Origin of the sequence: Mesorhizobium sp. M3A.F.Ca.ET.080.04.2.1, assembly GCF_003952525.1 — a bacterium.
GTDB lineage: Bacteria > Pseudomonadota > Alphaproteobacteria > Rhizobiales > Rhizobiaceae > Mesorhizobium.
The window spans coordinates 3535757-3552293 of the sequence record NZ_CP034451.1 but is presented as its reverse complement, the minus strand read 5'-3'; the positions used below and the strand labels follow the sequence as shown (position 1 = coordinate 3552293).

General features: G+C 64.9%; 19 protein-coding genes. 7 read left to right on the top strand and 12 right to left on the bottom strand.

Annotated elements, in window-relative coordinates; translation table 11 throughout:
• Positions 1 to 14: 14 nt before the first annotated feature.
• The 7 genes from EJ074_RS17005 to EJ074_RS16975 form a co-directional block, all read right to left on the bottom strand.
• Positions 15 to 584 carry a DUF1579 family protein gene (locus tag EJ074_RS17005; RefSeq protein WP_095804881.1) on the bottom strand — a complete coding sequence of 190 codons (570 nt, stop codon included), beginning with the start codon at positions 582 to 584 and terminating at the stop codon, positions 15 to 17.
• A gap of 2 nt (positions 585 to 586) precedes the next feature.
• Complete coding sequence (locus tag EJ074_RS17000) at positions 587 to 958, bottom strand: cupin domain-containing protein (RefSeq protein ID WP_095804882.1); 372 nt, start codon at positions 956 to 958, stop codon at positions 587 to 589.
• Between the two features lie 4 nt (positions 959 to 962).
• Positions 963 to 2156 carry an ADP-forming succinate--CoA ligase subunit beta gene (sucC, locus tag EJ074_RS16995; RefSeq protein WP_095804883.1) on the bottom strand — a complete coding sequence of 398 codons (1194 nt, stop codon included), beginning with the start codon at positions 2154 to 2156 and terminating at the stop codon, positions 963 to 965.
• A gap of 27 nt (positions 2157 to 2183) precedes the next feature.
• Positions 2184 to 3152, bottom strand: coding sequence for a malate dehydrogenase (mdh, locus tag EJ074_RS16990; protein WP_095804884.1), 969 nt, complete (start codon positions 3150 to 3152; stop codon positions 2184 to 2186).
• Positions 3153 to 3635: 483 nt separating this feature from the next.
• Positions 3636 to 4838 (bottom strand): cell division protein ZapE, encoded by a 1203-nt coding sequence (gene zapE, locus EJ074_RS16985; RefSeq protein ID WP_095804885.1) that lies wholly within the window; start codon positions 4836 to 4838, stop codon positions 3636 to 3638.
• Between the two features lie 134 nt (positions 4839 to 4972).
• Positions 4973 to 5530, bottom strand: a complete 558-nt coding sequence (locus tag EJ074_RS16980) for a protease inhibitor Inh/omp19 family protein (RefSeq protein ID WP_095804886.1) — start codon at positions 5528 to 5530, stop codon at positions 4973 to 4975.
• A gap of 191 nt (positions 5531 to 5721) precedes the next feature.
• Entirely contained in the window at positions 5722 to 6162 is a 441-nt protein-coding gene (locus EJ074_RS16975) for a hypothetical protein (RefSeq protein WP_245420294.1), read from the bottom strand.
• A gap of 243 nt (positions 6163 to 6405) precedes the next feature.
• On the opposite strand from EJ074_RS16975, the gene EJ074_RS16970 reads away from it, so the two are divergent.
• The 6 genes from EJ074_RS16970 (at position 6406) to EJ074_RS16945 (ending at position 12296) form a co-directional block, all read left to right on the top strand.
• Entirely contained in the window at positions 6406 to 6567 is a 162-nt protein-coding gene (locus EJ074_RS16970) for a DUF1328 family protein (RefSeq protein ID WP_040987840.1), read from the top strand.
• Between the two features lie 228 nt (positions 6568 to 6795).
• On the top strand, positions 6796 to 7680 hold the full coding sequence (dapF, locus tag EJ074_RS16965) for a diaminopimelate epimerase (protein WP_095804980.1): 885 nt from the start codon (positions 6796 to 6798) through the stop codon (positions 7678 to 7680).
• A complete protein-coding gene (gene mtaB / locus EJ074_RS16960) occupies positions 7680 to 9062 on the top strand; it encodes a tRNA (N(6)-L-threonylcarbamoyladenosine(37)-C(2))-methylthiotransferase MtaB (RefSeq protein ID WP_281033640.1) in 1383 nt (460 codons plus the stop codon). Before dapF ends, mtaB begins: the two co-directional genes overlap by 1 nt.
• A gap of 13 nt (positions 9063 to 9075) precedes the next feature.
• On the top strand, positions 9076 to 10959 hold the full coding sequence (gene ftsY / locus EJ074_RS16955) for a signal recognition particle-docking protein FtsY (RefSeq protein WP_095804888.1): 1884 nt from the start codon (positions 9076 to 9078) through the stop codon (positions 10957 to 10959).
• Positions 10960 to 11007: 48 nt separating this feature from the next.
• Positions 11008 to 11673 (top strand): septation protein A, encoded by a 666-nt coding sequence (locus tag EJ074_RS16950; protein ID WP_095804889.1) that lies wholly within the window; start codon positions 11008 to 11010, stop codon positions 11671 to 11673.
• 86 nt (positions 11674 to 11759) lie between these two features.
• The gene (locus EJ074_RS16945) at positions 11760 to 12296 is read left to right on the top strand and encodes an NADPH-dependent FMN reductase (RefSeq protein ID WP_095804890.1); all 537 of its coding nucleotides are present in this window, start codon (positions 11760 to 11762) and stop codon (positions 12294 to 12296) included.
• A gap of 166 nt (positions 12297 to 12462) precedes the next feature.
• Here the strand turns inward: EJ074_RS16945 and EJ074_RS16940 are convergent, their stop codons facing one another.
• Positions 12463 to 13383, bottom strand: coding sequence for an SMP-30/gluconolactonase/LRE family protein (locus tag EJ074_RS16940; RefSeq protein ID WP_095804891.1), 921 nt, complete (start codon positions 13381 to 13383; stop codon positions 12463 to 12465).
• Between the two features lie 218 nt (positions 13384 to 13601).
• Between EJ074_RS16940 and EJ074_RS29725 the strand changes: the two genes are divergently transcribed.
• Entirely contained in the window at positions 13602 to 13769 is a 168-nt protein-coding gene (locus EJ074_RS29725) for a hypothetical protein (RefSeq protein ID WP_095804982.1), read from the top strand.
• 159 nt (positions 13770 to 13928) lie between these two features.
• Here the strand turns inward: EJ074_RS29725 and EJ074_RS16935 are convergent, their stop codons facing one another.
• The 4 genes from EJ074_RS16935 to ccmA all read right to left on the bottom strand — a co-directional run bounded on the left by EJ074_RS16935 (position 13929) and on the right by ccmA (position 16273).
• Positions 13929 to 14504, bottom strand: coding sequence for a DsbE family thiol:disulfide interchange protein (locus EJ074_RS16935; RefSeq protein ID WP_095804892.1), 576 nt, complete (start codon positions 14502 to 14504; stop codon positions 13929 to 13931).
• Positions 14501 to 14674, bottom strand: a complete 174-nt coding sequence (gene ccmD / locus EJ074_RS16930) for a heme exporter protein CcmD (protein WP_095804983.1) — start codon at positions 14672 to 14674, stop codon at positions 14501 to 14503. Before ccmD ends, EJ074_RS16935 begins: the two co-directional genes overlap by 4 nt.
• Before the next feature lie 131 nt (positions 14675 to 14805).
• Positions 14806 to 15471: a heme exporter protein CcmB gene (gene ccmB / locus EJ074_RS16925; protein WP_095804893.1), complete on the bottom strand. Its 666-nt coding sequence runs from the start codon at positions 15469 to 15471 to the stop codon at positions 14806 to 14808.
• A 193-nt stretch (positions 15472 to 15664) separates the two neighbouring features.
• On the bottom strand, positions 15665 to 16273 hold the full coding sequence (gene ccmA, locus EJ074_RS16915) for a heme ABC exporter ATP-binding protein CcmA (protein WP_129553621.1): 609 nt from the start codon (positions 16271 to 16273) through the stop codon (positions 15665 to 15667).
• Positions 16274 to 16537: the final 264 nt, after the last annotated feature.

The window sequence follows — 16537 nt, the reverse complement described above, 5'->3', positions numbered from 1 at the left end:
TGTCGAGGAAGCATTCAGCGATCATAGAGCTCTTCCCGATTCCACTGGTTGCCGCCGATATCGCCTGCGGTATCTCCTGCCGCCTCCAGGGCGAGGCTCAGAAGAGTAGGCGAGACGCGCCGGTAGACGCCACTCACCATGTCTTGCCAAACATCGCTACCGGTAGGCTTGAATTGCAATCGCATGCGGTAGGTATCGTCGCCGTCGAAAATATACGTCACGCGGGCGGAGCCGCGCGGCGACGACCGTTCCAGAACGAGCTCGGCGCCGTTCCAGATGCCCGTGGCCGGTGTCGCCGGCACGAACCCCATGGAATCGAATTGGTGCATTGTGACGAGCTTGCGTTGCTGGTCGAAGCCGAACACATTGTGCGAGCCGAACGAAATCGTGCCGTCGCGGCGCTGGCGATAGCGCTGCACCACGAACAGGCCGCCGAACTGCGCTTCAGCCAGCACTTCCGACGTTGCCGTGCCGGCATCGGTCCATTGTGTCGCCGCAACGTCTTCCTCGCCACGCCACGCGCCGACCAGCGCCTGCAGGCGTTGGTGGTCGGCCGAAAGCGAGGAGAAAGACGCCGCGTTCATTGTCAGAGCCGCTTCAGGTCGGTGACGGTTAGGTCGCTCTTGGCATTGCCGGTGTTCAAAGTCGTTGCCGGCTCGAACATCAGCACCACCGGCTCCGTCGTCAGCGAGCGCGGCCGGTGCTCGACGCCGCGCGGCACGACGATGAAATCACCTTCGCCGAGCTCGACCGGACCGTCGCGGAAATCGATCGCGATCCTGCCGCGCAGCACGAGGAAGGCTTCGTCCTCATGGTCATGCGCATGCCAGTCGAAGACCTCGCCGAACTTGGCGACCTTCGCTTGGGCATCGTTGACGTCGCCGGCGATATGCGGATCGAAGACCTTGGCGATCTTCGCATCGGCCGCCTCGACCAGGTTGATCTTGCGCGGGGGCACGAGCTCAGCCCTTTACCGCCTTGACGATCTTCTTGGCCGCGTCGTCGAGGTCGTCGGCCGAGACGACGTTCAAGCCGCTTTCGTTGATGATCTTCTTGCCGAGCTCGGCATTGGTGCCTTCCAGGCGCACGACCAGCGGCACCTTGAGCCCCACTTCCTTGACCGCGGCGATCACGCCCTCGGCGATGACGTCGCACTTCATGATGCCGCCGAAGATGTTGATCAGGATGCCTTCGACGACCGGATCCTTGGTGATGATCTTGAACGCCGCCGTCACCTTCTCCTTTGACGCGCCGCCGCCGACATCGAGGAAGTTGGCCGGCTCTGCGCCATAGAGCTTGATGATGTCCATCGTCGCCATGGCGAGCCCGGCGCCATTGACCATGCAGCCGATATTGCCGTCGAGCGCGACATAGGCGAGGTCGTATTTCGACGCCTCGATTTCCTTCTCGTCCTCTTCGGTGGTGTCGCGCAGCTCCATCACGTCCGGATGGCGGAACAGCGCGTTGTTGTCGAACGACACCTTGGCGTCGAGCACGCGCAGCCGGCCGTTCTTCATCACGATCAGCGGGTTGACCTCGAGCAGGCTCATGTCCTTTTCGACGAATGCCTTGTAGAGGATCGGAAACAGCGTGCTGCCGTCCTTGGCCGCATCGCCGTCGAGCTTCAGCGCGGCGTTCAGCTTCTCCACGTCGTCCGCCGTCACGCCCTTGTCCGGATCGATGGCGACGGTGAGGATCTTTTCGGGCGTGTCATGCGCCACCGCCTCGATGTCCATGCCGCCCTCGGTGGAGACCACGAAGGCGATGCGGCCGACCGAGCGGTCTACGAGGATCGACAGATAGAGCTCTCGGTCGATATCGGCACCGTCCTCGATATAGAGGCGGTTGACCTGCTTGCCGGCCGCGCCGGTCTGCTTGGTGACCAGCGTATGGCCGAGCATCTCGTTGGCGTTGGCAACCACTTCGGCCGCCGACTTCGCCAGCCGCACGCCGCCCTTGGCATCGGGGCCGAGCTCCTTGAACTTGCCCTTGCCGCGGCCGCCGGCATGGATCTGGCTCTTCACCACATAGAGCGGCCCGGGCAGCGCCTTGGCGGCGGCTTCCGCCTCGCTTGCCTTGAACACGGGAACGCCGTCAGCGACCGGCGCGCCGAAACCCTTCAGCAGCGCCTTGGCCTGATATTCATGGATGTTCATGCGCTTGGTCTCCGGGGGAGGGGGCGATTACTTGCCGGCGAGATGCGGGGCGATCTTGGTGCAGGCCTCGGTCAGGCCTTGCACGGCCGCCACTGAGTTTTCGAACATCTTCTGCTCGGCCTTGGACAGGTCGATCTCGATGACGCGCTCGACGCCGCCGGCGCCGATCACCACCGGAACGCCGACATAGGTTCCCTTGACACCATACTGGCCGGAGAGATGCGCCGCACATGGCAGCACGCGCTTCTTGTCCTTGAGGTAGGATTCGGCCATGGCGATCGCGGACGCCGCCGGCGCGTAATAGGCCGAGCCGGTCTTCAACAGGCCGACAATCTCGGCGCCGCCGTCGCGCGTGCGCTGCACGATCTGGTCGAGCTTCTCCTTCGAGGTCCAGCCCATCTTGACGAGGTCGGGCAGCGGGATGCCGGACACCGTCGAATAGCGGATCATCGGCACCATCGAGTCGCCATGGCCGCCGAGCACGAAGGCGGTGACATCCTCGACCGACACCTTGAACTCTTCTGCCAGGAAGTAGCGGAAACGGGCGCTGTCGAGCACGCCGGCCATGCCCACGACATGGCTGGTCGGCAGGCCGGAGAACTTCTGCAGTGCCCACACCATGGCGTCGAGCGGGTTGGTGATGCAGATGACGAAGGCCTTGGGCGCGTACTTCTTGAGGCCGGCGCCGACCTGTTCCATGACCTTGAGGTTGATGCCCAGCAGGTCGTCGCGGCTCATGCCGGGCTTGCGCGGCACGCCGGCGGTGACGATGCAGACATCGGCGCCCTCGATGCCGGCATAGTCGTTGACGCCGGTCAGCCTGGAGTCGAACCCATCGACCGGCGACGACTGCGCGATGTCGAGACCCTTGCCCTGCGGAATCCCCTCGGCGATATCGAACAGCACCACGTCGCCGAGATCCTTGAGGCCGATCATATGGGCGAGCGTGCCGCCGATCATGCCCGAGCCGATGAGCGCTATCTTGTTACGTGCCATGTCAGGAGGTTTTCCCTTTGTGAGTGACGCGCCCAAATCGTTGCGACTTGCCGGCGTCGAGGAGAGAGGCCGTGATGCTGCGAGAACCGCGGGATTTCGCCGCACCCATAGCCCCGGCCCGGTGGAAATTCAAACGATTATTTTGAGCTTAGCATTTTCAATCGGTTAGATGGATCGGGAGTTACGTAAGCGTCAAAATTCTGAAGGCCATTGAGCGGAAGTTACACAAAGATCGTGGAAACCAGAAGACATCATCCCGGTGATGACGCCCTTGTGATGCAGCGCCAAGTCTCCCTCCTCGAGGGAGAGATGTCGCCGAAGGCGACAGAGGGGACGCCGCGCCTGAAACGCCGGCGCTCACCTGCGCCGAGGCCGGTCGAACCGACCCTCTGGCCTGCCGGCCATCTCTCCCTCAAGCAGGGAGATCGCCGTCACGCCGGCTTTCGCCAATATCCAACGACGAGCAAGGTAGCGAACCGGATCTCACGCCTGCGCCTGGCGTGCCTCGTCACTGAGCACCTGGCTCTTCCGCCGCTCTGCCCAGCCCTCCAGCCAGTCGCGGCTCTGCATTTCGACCAGCCGGGAGGCGGTGCGCTCGAACTCGAACACCTCGTTGCCGCGCTTGGCGGTGTAAAGCTCGGAGGGCTGCGCGGCGGCGCTCATCACCAGACGCATGCGATGGTCGTAGAGCGTATCGATGAGGAGAATGAAACGCTTGGCCTCGTTGCGCTTGCCTTCGCCCAGCACCGGCACATGGTCGATGAAAACGGTCGAAAACCGGGCGGCGATCGCCAGATAGTCGCGCGCGCCGAGCGGCTTTTCGCAGAGATCGGCGAAGGAAAAGCGCGCGGCATCGCCCGCCGCGCGCGGCACCACGAGATGTCTGCCCTTCAGCGTCAGCGTCACCGGCGAAGTCGGCTCGCCGTCGGTCATCGCCTTCCACGCCTCGTCGAGCGCCCGGTCCGCGGCCTCGTCGACTGGCGTGACATAGACCGGCAGGCGGTTGAGCTTCTCCTGCCGATAGTCCTTCTCGGCGTCGAGCGTCAGCACCGCGGCATTGCGCTCGAGTAGCCCGATAAAAGGCAGGAAGAGCTGCCGGTTCAGGCCGTCGCGATAAAGCTCCCGCGGGGCGACGTTGGAGGTGGCGACCAGCACGACACCATTGGCGAACAGTGCCGAAAACAGCCGCGACAGGATCATTGCATCGGCGATGTCGGCGACGGAAAACTCGTCGAAGCACAGCACCCAGGCTTCCTCAGCCAGCGCCCGCGCCACCGGCGGGATCGGATCGTCTTCCTTGACCTCGCCGTTCTTGCGCGCCGCCCGGTGCTTCTGGATGCGGTCCTGCACGTCGGCCATGAAATCGTTGAAATGGACGCGCCGCTTGCGCCTGACCGGCAGCAGTTCATAGAAAAAATCCATCAGCATGGTCTTGCCGCGCCCGACGCCGCCATGGATGTAGAGGCCCGTGATCGCCTCGCGCGTCTGCTGCTTGCGCGCGAACAGCCAGCCCAGCGCGCTCGATTTCTGCGCCAGCCTTTTTGCGGAGATTTCGTCGATCAGCCGGTCGAGCGCGGCGACAATGCGCTCCTGCGCCGGGTCACGGTCGACGGCCCCGGTCTCGACCAGATGGTCGTAGCGCTGCCTGACGGTCACATGAGTCTGGAGGCCGTCACGCAGATGCATCGGTCACTTCGTTCCGGAGCAATTCCAGGAAAGATGCGCAGCGGGTCTTCCATAGGGAATTGCCTAAATGCAAATGCTCAAGGGCGGTTCGGCGATTCACTCAAACGCCGAACCGCTCCAGGAGCGGGTTCGCCTTACCTTGTAAGCGAGATCGGCAGGCCGTTGGAAGTCTGGCCGTCGAATTTCTCGCCGCCCGAGGAATAAAGCCTCGCGAGCGGGCCGCCGTTTTCGTCATAAAGCGTCAATTGCTTGCCGGAGACGTTCCAGGACTTGATGCCGTCGATCGGCGACGGGCAGTGCAGCGGCCCGGCGCGATAGCCGGCGCCGAACTTGGTCTGCGGAGTCGCCACCTTGCAGCTCTGGCCGGACACGCTGGCGTTCCAGACGCCGGCGACGCTGGCCGCGGTCAGGTCCGCGGCGCCGGCCGGCGCCGAGCCATCCTGCGGCAGGGAGGCAACCTGGTTGTTCGTCGGCGCTGTCGGGAATTGCGACGGGTCGGTGGTGCCCGGCGCAGCGGGCGGCGGCAGCTGGTTCTGCGTCACCGTGCCGGAGGGCGCGGGCGTCAGCGGCGCCGGCTGCTGGTCGTCCATCGACGAGAACCGCGAGGTCGAGCAGCCGCTCGCAACGAGCGCGGCCAGCGATACGGCCAAAAGACCAGATTTCGAAAAAGGGCCCGTCTTCGAAAAATTCATTCCAACCTCCGTCGGATCCGGCCGGGGAACGCCGTCCGAGCAATCTCTCCCTCACCAAGATGGAGAAGGTGGCAGAATTTCAACCCGATATGGTTAAAATTGGGTTTTGCGGTGCAATTGTTGCAAATTTATCGCAACACTCATGTGACACCAAATCTCTCCGCGAGGCAGGCAAACAGCGCGCCCGAGGCCTAGCTGCGAAGCCGCGCGCTCGGGACGAAGACGTAGCCGTCCGGACCGACGATGTGGCATTCGCGCAAGCCATGCGGCTTGTCGATCGAGCCGGCCAGCACGATGTGGCCAAGTTCAGCAGCCCTTTTCTCGACGGCATCCGGATCGGCGCCGTAGAGCCGCAGTTCGATGCCGACGCCGCGCGTCTCGGCACCAGCAACGACACCGGTCATCGGATTGTCGAGATAGGAGTGGTCGGCGTGCAGCATGAACACCGAACCGAGCAGCCCGATCGCCGCGAAATCCTCGTCGGCATAAATGACCTCCGCGCTCAGCACGTCGCGGCAGAAGGCCTCCATCGCCGCCATATCGGTGACCAGCAAATTGACGCCCAGCCCGCGCGGCAGCGAGCGGCCGAAATCATCGGCCTTCATCCACGGTGTCTTGGTTCGCTTTTTCAATCGATCCTCCCCTCTGCACTCGATCGGCGATTTTAGCCTAAGCAATCCCGCAGCCCTTGGCATTCGCCGCCAAAATGCTTGCGCCAGCGGCGCTGGAAAGATCGCCGAAGCGCAGGTGGTCAAAAGCATTTCGCAGGCAGCCTTTCGCCGCTGCGTCCCGGCGAAGATACCCGCCGCCCGAGCAAGGAACTCAAGCCGCCTAAACGCGTTGGTTGCACACGCAATTCTGCCCCGGAGCCTTTCATGATCAAGTGGATCATCATCCTTCTCATCATTGCCGCTGCCGCGAGCCTCCTCGGCATGCCGGCGCTCGCCGGCGCCGCTGCCACGGGCGCGCGCATCCTGATCGGCATCGTCCTCATCATCTTCCTGCTGATCGTCCTCGGCGTCTTCGCAGTGACTTAGGCGCGACCTCTTGGTCGTCTGCCGGCGCGACCTCTTGGTCGTCTGCCTGCGCGACCTCTTGGTCGTCTGCCGGCGCGACCTCTTGGTCGTCGCCCAGCGCGGGGGGCCGTCGCTGTCCGGCTTCTTGGCCGGCGCGGCATCTGCGCCGTGGCCTGAAAGCGCGCCGCACTGGTAATTCCCGCCCGTTTCCGCCATATAGCGCCAAACGGACATGGAATGACCGGACCGATGGCAGGCACTGCCCCTTTTGCCAAGATGAACGGCATCGGCAACGAGATCATCGTTGCCGACATGCGCGGTCGTGCCGACAGGGTGACGGCCGCCGCCGCGATCAGGCTCAATGCCGACGCCGCAACGAAGTTCGACCAGATCATGGCGATTCATGATGCTCGGACGCAAGGCACCGCCTATTACGTCGATATACTGAATTCCGACGGCTCCGGTGCGCAGGCTTGCGGAAACGGCATGCGTTGTGTGGTCCAGGCGCTCGCCGCCGAGACCGGCCAGAAGACCTTCACCTTCGAGACCCGCGCCGGCATCCTCAATGCCAGGGAACATGGCGACGGCTCGATCTCGGTCGACATGGGCAAGCCGCGCTTCGGTTGGCAGGAGATCCCGCTTGCCGAGGAGTTCCGCGACACCCGCATGATCGAGCTGCAGATCGGACCGATCGACGCGCCGGTTCTGCATTCGCCTTCGGTCGTGTCGATGGGCAATCCGCACGCCATCTTTTGGGTCGACCGCGACGTCTGGTCCTATGAGCTCGACCGCTTCGGCCCGCTGCTGGAAAACCATCCGATCTTTCCCGAGCGCGCCAACATCACCATTGCCCAGGTCACGTCGCCGCAGACGATGGTCATCCGCACCTGGGAGCGCGGCGCCGGCCTGACCAAGGCCTGCGGCTCCGCCGCTTGCGCCGCAGTGGTGGCCGCCGCCCGCACCAAGCGCACCGGGCGCAGCGTGTCGCTGATCACGCCCGGTGGCGGCGAGTTGCATGTGCTCTGGCGCGATGACGACCACGTTATTCTGACCGGCGCCGCCGAATGGGAATTTTCCGGCAGCTTCGATCCCGCGACCGGCGCCTGGGCCCGCGACACCGAAAGCGCCGCCTGATGTCCGCCCTGCAAAAAGGCCCGCCCGCAGGGCTCATCGGCAACGGCCCGCCCGCAGGGCCCATCGGCCAAGGTCCGTCGCCCGACGGGCCAATCGGCAACGGTATCGACGTCGTCACGTTCGGCTGCCGCCTCAACAGCTATGAATCGGAAGTGATGCGCCGCGAGGCCGAAAGCGCCGGCCTCGGCGCGCTCTCCGGCGGCGCCGTCATCTTCAACACCTGCGCCGTCACCGCCGAAGCGGTGCGCCAGGCCAAGCAGGCGATCCGCAAGGCACGCCGCGAGAATCCTCAGGCGCGCATCATCGTCACCGGCTGCGCCGCGCAGACCGAGCCGCAGAACTTCGCCACCATGGACGAGGTCGATCTCGTGCTCGGCAATGAAGAGAAGCTCAAGGCGAACTCCTATCGCGCGCTGCCCGATTTCGGCGTCAACGACACCGAAAAGGCGCGCGTCAACGACATCTTCTCGGTGCGCGAGACGGCAGGCCACATGGTCGACGCCATCGAGGGGCGGGCGCGCGCCTTCGTGCAGGTGCAGAACGGTTGCGATCACCGCTGCACCTTCTGCATCATTCCTTATGGACGCGGCAATTCGCGTTCGGTGCCGATGGGCGCCGTGGTCGAGCAGGTCAAGCGGCTCGCCGGCAACGGCTATGCGGAGATCGTGCTGACCGGCGTCGACATGACCAGCTTCGGCGCCGACCTGCCGGGCAGCCCGAAGCTCGGCAGACTCGTGAAGACGATCCTGCGCCAGGTGCCCGACGTGAAGCGGCTCAGGCTGTCCTCGATCGATTCCATCGAGGCCGACGACGAGCTGCTCGACGCGCTCGCCACCGAGCCCCGGCTGATGCCGCATCTGCACCTGTCGCTGCAGTCGGGCGACGACATGATCCTGAAGCGCATGAAGCGCCGGCATCTGCGCGAACAGTCGATTCGCTTCTGCGAGGATGTGCGCAAGCTCCGCCCCGGGATCGTCTTCGGCGCCGACATCATCGCCGGCTTTCCGACCGAGACCGAGGCGATGTTCGAGAATTCGGAAAGAATCGTCGAGGAATGCGGTCTGACGCATCTCCACGTCTTCCCGTTCAGCCCGCGCGAAGGCACGCCCGCGGCCCGCATGCCGCAGGTCCGCCGCGAGGTGGTCAAGCAGCGTGCCGCGAGGTTGCGCGCCGCCGGTGAGGCCGCCTATCGCCGCCATCTGTCCGCGCTCGCCGGAACACAGCAGTCGATCCTGGTCGAACGCGATGGGCTTGGCCGCACCGAAGGCTTCACGCTCAGCTCAATTGGCGTCGGCCAGCCGGGCGAGATCGTTGACGCCGTCATCACCGGCCATGACGGCGCCCGCCTGACCGCGGCCCCCCTGGCCGCCCGCGCCGCCTGAGACAGCAAAGAGCATGGCCGGTTTTTTCAAGAAGATATTTTCGTTCGGCAAGAAAGAGGTCGTCGAAGAGCGCGTCGACGAGACCGCGCCGCTGCCGCCGATCAAGTGGGATGCGCTGCAGGCACTGAAGCCGGAGGCCGAGCTGGCTCAGCCGGAAACCGACCGAGCCGAAGAGCCTGCAGCGGCGGCCGCGCCGGCTCCTGAGCCGGTCCCCGAGGAGCCAAAGCCCGAGCCGGCGCCGGACATCCCGCCGGCGCCGGAACCAGTCATTCCGCCCGCACCGGAGCCGGTCGTTCCCTCCGAACCGGAACCGCTGCCGAAGCCGGGACCGGAAGAAGAACCGCAACCCGAGCCTGAGAGGCCTGAGCCGCCGGCGCCCGAGGAAGTGCCGCCGGCACAGCCGAAGCCCCAGCCTGCGCCCGCACCGACACCCGGACCCACTCCGCAGGAGGTGCCTGCCGCGCCGGTCAAGCCGGATATCGAGCCGTCGCGCCCGGAAAGGCAGCCTGGGCCGGCGCCGGTCGAAGTGCCGACCCCGCCCGGCGAGGTTCCGCCTGAAACGCCTGCGCCTGAAATTCCGCCGTCGGTGCCACCTTCCGTAGAACCGTCTTCAGAGGGCGGCGCCGCCCCTCACCCGCCTGCCGGCACCTTCTCCCCGTATGGTGAGGTGGAGAACGAAGAAGCTTCGACGCCGACAGCCGCCTCTCCCCGTCCTTCACGGGGAGAAGGTAAGGGTGAGGGGCAGCGCCAACCTGCGCAGGATTCAGCGTCAGCGGAGCCAGCTTCGTCGGCGGAGATCTCGCCACCCATTCGCCAGCCTGCGCCGGTCGAGGCACAACCGATCTCTGCCGAGGTTGCGCCAGAGCCGCAACCGGTCCCGCAGCCCGCGCCGAAACCGGCGCCCTCCGCCGGCAAGGTGACAGTGGCGAAGAAGGTCGAGCAGAAGGCCGAGCCGCAGCCGCTGCCGGAGCCGGCGCCGCGGCGCTCCTGGTTCCAACGTATGCGCGATGGGCTTGCCCGCTCCTCGCGCGAGCTGTCGGGCAACATCGCCGGCGTCTTCACCAAGCGCAAGCTGGACGAGGACACGCTGCAGGACCTGGAGGACGTGCTGATCCGCGCCGATCTCGGCCTGGAGACGGCGCTGCGCGTCACTGATTCGCTCGCCTCGAGCCGCTACGGCAGGGACGTCTCCGATACGGAAGTCCGTGCTGTCATGGCCGCCGAGGTGGAGAAGGTGCTGACCCCGGTCGCCCTGCCGCTGGAGCTCGACCTCAGCCACAAGCCGCATGTAATCCTGGTCGTCGGCGTCAACGGCACCGGCAAGACCACCACCATCGGCAAGCTGGCGGCCAAGCTGACCGCGGGCGGCCTCTCGGTGATGCTGGCCGCCGGCGACACTTTCCGCGCCGCGGCAATCGAGCAGCTGAAGATCTGGGGCGAGCGCACCCGGTCGCCGGTCATCGCCACCAAGCTCGGCGCCGACGCGGCCGGCCTTGCCTATGACGCCTTCGAGAAGGCGAAGGAAGCCGGCTCCGACGTGCTGATCATCGACACGGCCGGCCGGCTGCAGAACAAGGCCGAGCTGATGGCCGAACTGGAAAAGATCGTGCGCGTGCTCGGCAAGCTCGATCCGGAAGCGCCGCACACGGTGCTGCAGACGGTCGACGCCACCACCGGCCAGAATGCGCTCAGCCAGGTCGAGATCTTCCGCAATGTCGCCGGGGTCAACGGCCTGGTGATGACCAAGCTGGACGGCACGGCGCGCGGCGGCATTCTGGTGGCGATTGCCGCCAAGCACAGGCTGCCGGTCTATTTCATCGGCGTCGGCGAGCAGGTCGACGATCTCGAACCGTTTTCCGCGAGCGAATTCGCCAGGGCGATCGCTGGCGTGGCTTGAACAGGCACGATCCCAAAAGCGCCGACTTTCGGGACAACAAGGACTTTTATGAACATCCTCGAACGCGACCCGTCCGATCCGCAAAAACAGAAGAAGGAAGGCATCAATCCGCTGCTCAAGCTCGTGCTCGAGCTCGGTCCGCTGCTGGTCTTCTTCTTTGCCAATACCCGCAGCGGATGGCTGGTGCAGAAATTTCCGATACTCGGCGAACTCGGCGGTCCGATCTTCGTCGCCACCGGTCTCTTCATGGCTGCCACCGCGCTCGCGTTGGTCGCCTCCTGGCTGCTCACCCGCACCTTGCCGATCATGCCGCTGGTGTCTGGCGTCGTTGTCCTCATCTTCGGCGCGCTGACGCTCTATCTGCAGGACGACGTCTTCATCAAAATGAAGCCGACCATCGTCAATACGCTGTTCGGGGGCGTGCTGCTCGGCGGCCTGTTCTTCGGCAAGTCGCTGCTCGGCTACGTCTTCGATTCCGCCTTCAGCCTCGATGCCGAGGGCTGGAGAAAGCTCACGCTCCGCTGGGGCCTGTTCTTCCTCTTCCTGGCCCTCGTCAACGAGGTGGTCTGGCGGAATTTTTCAACCGATGCCTGGGTCACCTTCAAGGTCTGGGGCATCATGCCGATCACGCTTCTCTTCACCTTCAGCCAGATGCCGCTGATCATGCGACATTCGCTCGAGGAAAAAGCCAAGGAAGAGCAGGCCGGCAAGTAGAGTAAGTTTTCCGTTCGGAGATTGCGCCAAGGATAGCCGCCGGTGGTAGCATTCGGTCGACTCAACCCGCCGCCCGAGCTCATCCCTTGCTGAACATCCTCGCCATCTCCGGCAGCCTGCGTGTCGCCTCGACCAATTCGGCGCTGATCGCAGCCTTGGCTGAGAACACGCCGCAGGATTGCCGCATCACCACCTATGATGGGCTTCGCCGCCTGCCGATCTTCAATCCGGACGACGAGGGCGAGCGGACGCCACTCGAGGCTGCCGCGCTGATCGATGCCGTTACCGGCGCCGACGGCGTCATGGTCTCCTGTCCGGAATATGCCCACGGCGTGCCAGGCGGCATGAAGAATGCGCTCGACTGGCTGGTGTCGCGCGACGCCGCAGTCGCCAAGCCCGCCATGCTGGTGCACGCCTCGCCGCGCTCGCTCTACGCCCGAGCAGCACTTGCCGAGATCATGCGCACCATGTCTTTCGCGCTCTACGAAGACGCTACGCTCGAGATCGCGCTGCTCGGCAAGAAGCCGCCGGAGGTTCAGGCCATCCTGGCGGAGCCGGCCAACCGGCAGGCGATGCGCGAGGCGGTTCAAGCCTTCGCAAGCTTCATCCGCTGGCAAACCTAGCCTCGTCATCTTAGGGCGAAGTAAGGAGCGAAGCGACGTGGCTGACAGGGCGCCCCGCACCGCAACTTTGCAAGGAAGCTCCCCCTTCCTCAGCGTCTCGACATCGGTGTTGCCGACATCCCGGTTGCGAGCGTCGACATCCTCGAACGAAGAGTCAACATCAGCCTCAATAGGTCTTGGCGCCGTTTACCATCAACCGAACCATGTAGAGCGAGGTGGTGCCGGCGATGTAGAGGCAATTGCGCTTGATGCCGCCGAACACGCAATTGGCGGTCACCTCCGGCACCTTGATCTTGCCGATCAGCGTACCGTCCGGGTCGTAGCAATGGATGCCGTCGGCCGCGCTTGTCCAGATACGTCCGGCATCGTCGAGGCGAAAACCGTCGAACAGGCCGGCGGTGCAGTCGGCGAACACCTTGCCGCCGGAGACCCTCTTGCCGTCCTTGCCGACATTGAACACCCTTATGTGCGCCGGGTTCTCGGCACCATGTGTGCGGCCGGTGTCGGCGACATAGAGCTGGCTCTCGTCGATGGAGAAGGCAAGGCCGTTCGGCCTGACCATGTCGGTGATGACGGCCTCGACATCGCCCGTGCCCGGATCGACACGGTAGACGTGACAGGCGCCGATCTCGCTCTCGGCCTTGTCGCCTTCATAGTCGGTGTCGATGCCGTAGGTCGGATCGGTGAACCAGATCGAGCCGTCGGACTTCACCACGACGTCATTGGGCGAGTTGAGCCGCTTGCCGCGCCAGCTGTCGGCGATGGTGACAATGGAGCCGTCATGCTCGGTGCGGCTGACGCGCCGGCCCGAATGCTCGCAGGTGACGAGCCGTCCCTGCCGGTCGACCGTATTGCCGTTGGAGTTGCCGCAGGGCTGGCGGAACACGCTGACGCTGCCGTCGGTCTCGTCGTAGCGCAGCATGCGGTTGTTGGGGATGTCCGACCACACGACATAACGGCCGGCCGCGAACCAGGCCGGGCCCTCGGCCCAACGGCATCCGGTGAACAGCTTGTCCACATGCGCGTTGCCAACAAACAGGCGCGCAAAGCGCGGGTCGAGAACTTCGTAATAGTCGGCGGCCGCCATGCTCTTCCTCCCGGCATCCATGTGACGCGCGGATCAAGCCAGCCGGCGTGCGATTAAGCAAGACCATTGATGGCCATCACACCATGTCGAGGCATGCGTGGGGTGCAATGGTGCGTTGCAACATATTCCTTTTGCGGCGCACCATTCCTATGTCATGCTCGCAGTCGATCAGGGAGGAACAACCCGCCGCGCCAAAAGCGGCAGCAAAGGACCTCGCCATGATCTTCGACGATATCGTCGCCCGCGCTCGCACCAACATTGCCAAGCGCCGCCGGTACAACCGTCTCGTTGCCGAAATCGAGAACCTGTCGAGCCGCGATCTCGCCGATCTGCGCGCCGACCGTTCCGAGATGCTCTTCCAGGTCCACAAGCAGATCTACGGCTGAGTTTTTTGGCCGCTTGTGCGGGCTTGGCCGGCGCGTTGAGATTCAGGTCAGGCCGAGCTGAAAATGGTGGCTACCGAGAACCGGAGCGGAGCGTACTTGAAGTACGTGAGCACCGGAAGCGCAGGAAGCCGCTATTTGCAGGCCGGCCTCATCTGAATATCAGCGTGCCGCCAGCGCCTTCTCGATCTGCGGCAACAGCAAATCCCTGGCCGATTCCGGCGTCAGCGGCCCGACATGCTTGTAGGCGATCTTGCCATCCTTGCCGATGACGAAGGTCTCCGGCACGCCGTAGACGCCCCAGTCGATCGCCGTGCGGCCGGCCGGATCGACGCCGATCGCCTGGTAGGGATTGCCGAGATCGCCCAGGAAGCGGCGGGCATTCTCCGGCTCGTCCTTGTAGTCCAGGGCGGCAAGCGTGAAGCGCTTGTCCTGCGACAGAGCCAGCAGCACCGGGTGCTCTTCCCGGCACGGCGCGCACCATGACGCGAAGACGTTGACCAGCGTCACCTTGCCGGCGAAGGATTTGGTGTCGAGCCCCGGCAGGCTCGTCCCTTCCAGTGGCGGCAGCTTGGTCTGCGGCGCCGGCTGGCCGATTAGCGCCGAGGGAATTTCCGAAACGTCGCGGCCCGACAGCAATTGCGACAGGAACAGCCCCGCCAACCCCAGGAAGACCAGGAGCGGCAGGAAGACGAACAGGCGGCGGCTCCGCGCCGGCGTCTCGCTGTCGATGCTCACGGCTTTGTCGTCCCGGTCTTGTGGGAGCGGCGCCGCACGCCCGACGCTTCCAGCGCCGCCAGGTCCCGCTTGCGCCCGCGCTGGTCGAGCAGGATCCAGCCGATCAGCCCCGCCAGCACGATCGCCGTGATGGCATAGGCGGCGGTGACATAGAGGGCATGCGCGCTCATGCCCGCAGCTCCGCCAGCGTGCCGCCTTCCGCGCCTTTGCCTGTCCTTGCGATCATGCCTTCCCTTAACTTCGCGCAGCGGACCGCGCAATTGGCCGCTGCGCCGCAGCCCGGCCTGGAGCATCTTCGCCCTCAATCCGTTCCATGGCGCAGCGCCAACGCGGCCGAGAGCGGCCCAACCACGGCAAGAAACAGCGTCAGCGCGGCAAGAATGAGGAAGGGCTGCAGGAACGGCGCCGGATCAGCCACCGCGCCATAGCTTGCCGAGACCCCGAAGATCAGCACCGGAATGGCGAGCGGCAGCACCAGCACCGAGATCAACAGCCCGCCGCGCGGCAGCGCCACCGCCACCGCCGCCCCTGCGGCACCGATGAAGGTGATGGCCGGCGTGCCGACCAGCAGCGTCAGCGCCGTGGCGCCGATCGCCGCCGGCTCCATGTTCATGAACAGGCCGAGCAAGGGGGCGGCCACCACCAGCGGCAGCACGCTGCCCGTCCAGTGGGCCAGGCATTTGGTCAGCACCGTCAGCGCCAGCATATGGCGGTCGTTGCCGACCACGAGCAGGTCGAGCGAGCCGTCCTCGCGATCGGCCTGGAACAGCCGGTCGAGGCCTAACAGGCAGGCGAGCAGGGCGGCGATCCACAGGATGGCGGGGCCGATGCGGGACAAAAGATTGAGATCGGGCCCGATGCCGAACGGGATCGTGACGATGACCGCGAGGAAGAAGATGACGCCGATCAGCGCCCCGCCGCCGGCGCGGATGGAGAGGCGGATATCGCGCAGGAAGAGCGCTAGCATGATTTGAGATGCTTTCGCCCAGGCACCCCCCTCTGTCCTGCCGGACATCTCCCCCTCAAGGGGAGAGATTGGATGTCATCCCAGCTTTCGCCAACCTCCAAGGTAGGGAGGTAGGCAGGACGCCCGAACTGCTGATCTCCCCCCTTGAGGGGGAGATGCCCGGCAGGGCAGAGGGGGGTGCCTGGCACAGACATCAAGCCGTCTCCCCCATCCTCAACCCCTTCGCCCCCTCCAGCCCCAGCGTCAGATGCGTTGCCGCCACCAAAATCCCCCCGTCCTGGAGATGCCCCCTCATCAATTCCGCGAACCGCTCCTCCGATGCCTTGTCCAGTCCCGCCGTCGGCTCGTCGAGCAGCCAGATCGGCCGGCGGCTGATCAAAAGCTTCGCGATCGATGCCCGGCGCCGCTGCCCGGTGGAGAGATAGCCGAACGGCAGGTGGCCCAGGCCGCCCAGCCCGACCGTCTCCAGCGCTTCCTCGACATCCAGCGCCGGCTCGCCCTGGAAGGCGCGCCAGAACTCGAGGTTCTCCGCGACGCTCAACGCCGTCTTCATTGCATTGAGATGGCCGAGGTAATGCGAGGCGGATGCAATCGTAGGAAAATCGTCGCCGCCGCCGTCAAGCCATACCCGTCCCTCGGCTGTCCGCAGCAGCCCGGCGATGATTCTCAGCAGCGTCGACTTGCCCGATCCGTTCGGTCCGGTGACGACCATCGCCTCGCCCTTTCCGAGGGCGAAATCGATGCCGGAGAAGACCGTCTCGCCGCCGCGTTCGCCGCCCAGATTTTCGGCGATCAGCCGCATTCTTGCCCGCCCCGGAAGCACCGTTTTGCGGCGCTCGCCGCATCGCACAAATTCGTCTTTCGACTGTCTAGAACTATTCCAGGAAATTCTCTATATGCGGTTCATCCGTGCCAGCGGTCGGCGCGGGATCAGAATTAGCGCCGAACCAGCGCACGCGCCGCCTTGAACGGCTCGGGTTGCTTGGGAGCGGACAGCGGAAATGGCCGTACCCGCACCTTTGCGCGTGATTGCATGCCATCGGCGTCCGTTCCCTTTCAGGCTGAA

Bases quoted from the DNA above. Each gene is read 5' to 3' on its own strand.
- EJ074_RS29725 (WP_095804982.1), top strand. From the start codon at position 13,602: ATGATCTTCGACGATATCGTCGCCCGCGCTCGCACCAACATTGCCAAG.
- ccmB (WP_095804893.1), bottom strand. From the start codon at position 15,471: ATGCTAGCGCTCTTCCTGCGCGATATCCGCCTCTCCATCCGCGCCGGC.
- EJ074_RS16950 (WP_095804889.1), top strand. From the start codon at position 11,008: ATGAACATCCTCGAACGCGACCCGTCCGATCCGCAAAAACAGAAGAAG.
- EJ074_RS16980 (WP_095804886.1), bottom strand. From the start codon at position 5,530: ATGAATTTTTCGAAGACGGGCCCTTTTTCGAAATCTGGTCTTTTGGCC.
- EJ074_RS16970 (WP_040987840.1), top strand. From the start codon at position 6,406: ATGATCAAGTGGATCATCATCCTTCTCATCATTGCCGCTGCCGCGAGC.
- ccmA (WP_129553621.1), bottom strand. From the start codon at position 16,273: ATGCGGCTGATCGCCGAAAATCTGGGCGGCGAACGCGGCGGCGAGACG.
- mtaB (WP_281033640.1), top strand. From the start codon at position 7,680: ATGTCCGCCCTGCAAAAAGGCCCGCCCGCAGGGCTCATCGGCAACGGC.
- zapE (WP_095804885.1), bottom strand. From the start codon at position 4,838: ATGCATCTGCGTGACGGCCTCCAGACTCATGTGACCGTCAGGCAGCGC.
- EJ074_RS17005 (WP_095804881.1), bottom strand. From the start codon at position 584: ATGAACGCGGCGTCTTTCTCCTCGCTTTCGGCCGACCACCAACGCCTG.
- sucC (WP_095804883.1), bottom strand. From the start codon at position 2,156: ATGAACATCCATGAATATCAGGCCAAGGCGCTGCTGAAGGGTTTCGGC.
- dapF (WP_095804980.1), top strand. From the start codon at position 6,796: ATGGCAGGCACTGCCCCTTTTGCCAAGATGAACGGCATCGGCAACGAG.
- EJ074_RS16940 (WP_095804891.1), bottom strand. From the start codon at position 13,383: ATGGCGGCCGCCGACTATTACGAAGTTCTCGACCCGCGCTTTGCGCGC.
- mdh (WP_095804884.1), bottom strand. From the start codon at position 3,152: ATGGCACGTAACAAGATAGCGCTCATCGGCTCGGGCATGATCGGCGGC.
- ftsY (WP_095804888.1), top strand. From the start codon at position 9,076: ATGGCCGGTTTTTTCAAGAAGATATTTTCGTTCGGCAAGAAAGAGGTC.
- ccmD (WP_095804983.1), bottom strand. From the start codon at position 14,674: ATGAGCGCGCATGCCCTCTATGTCACCGCCGCCTATGCCATCACGGCG.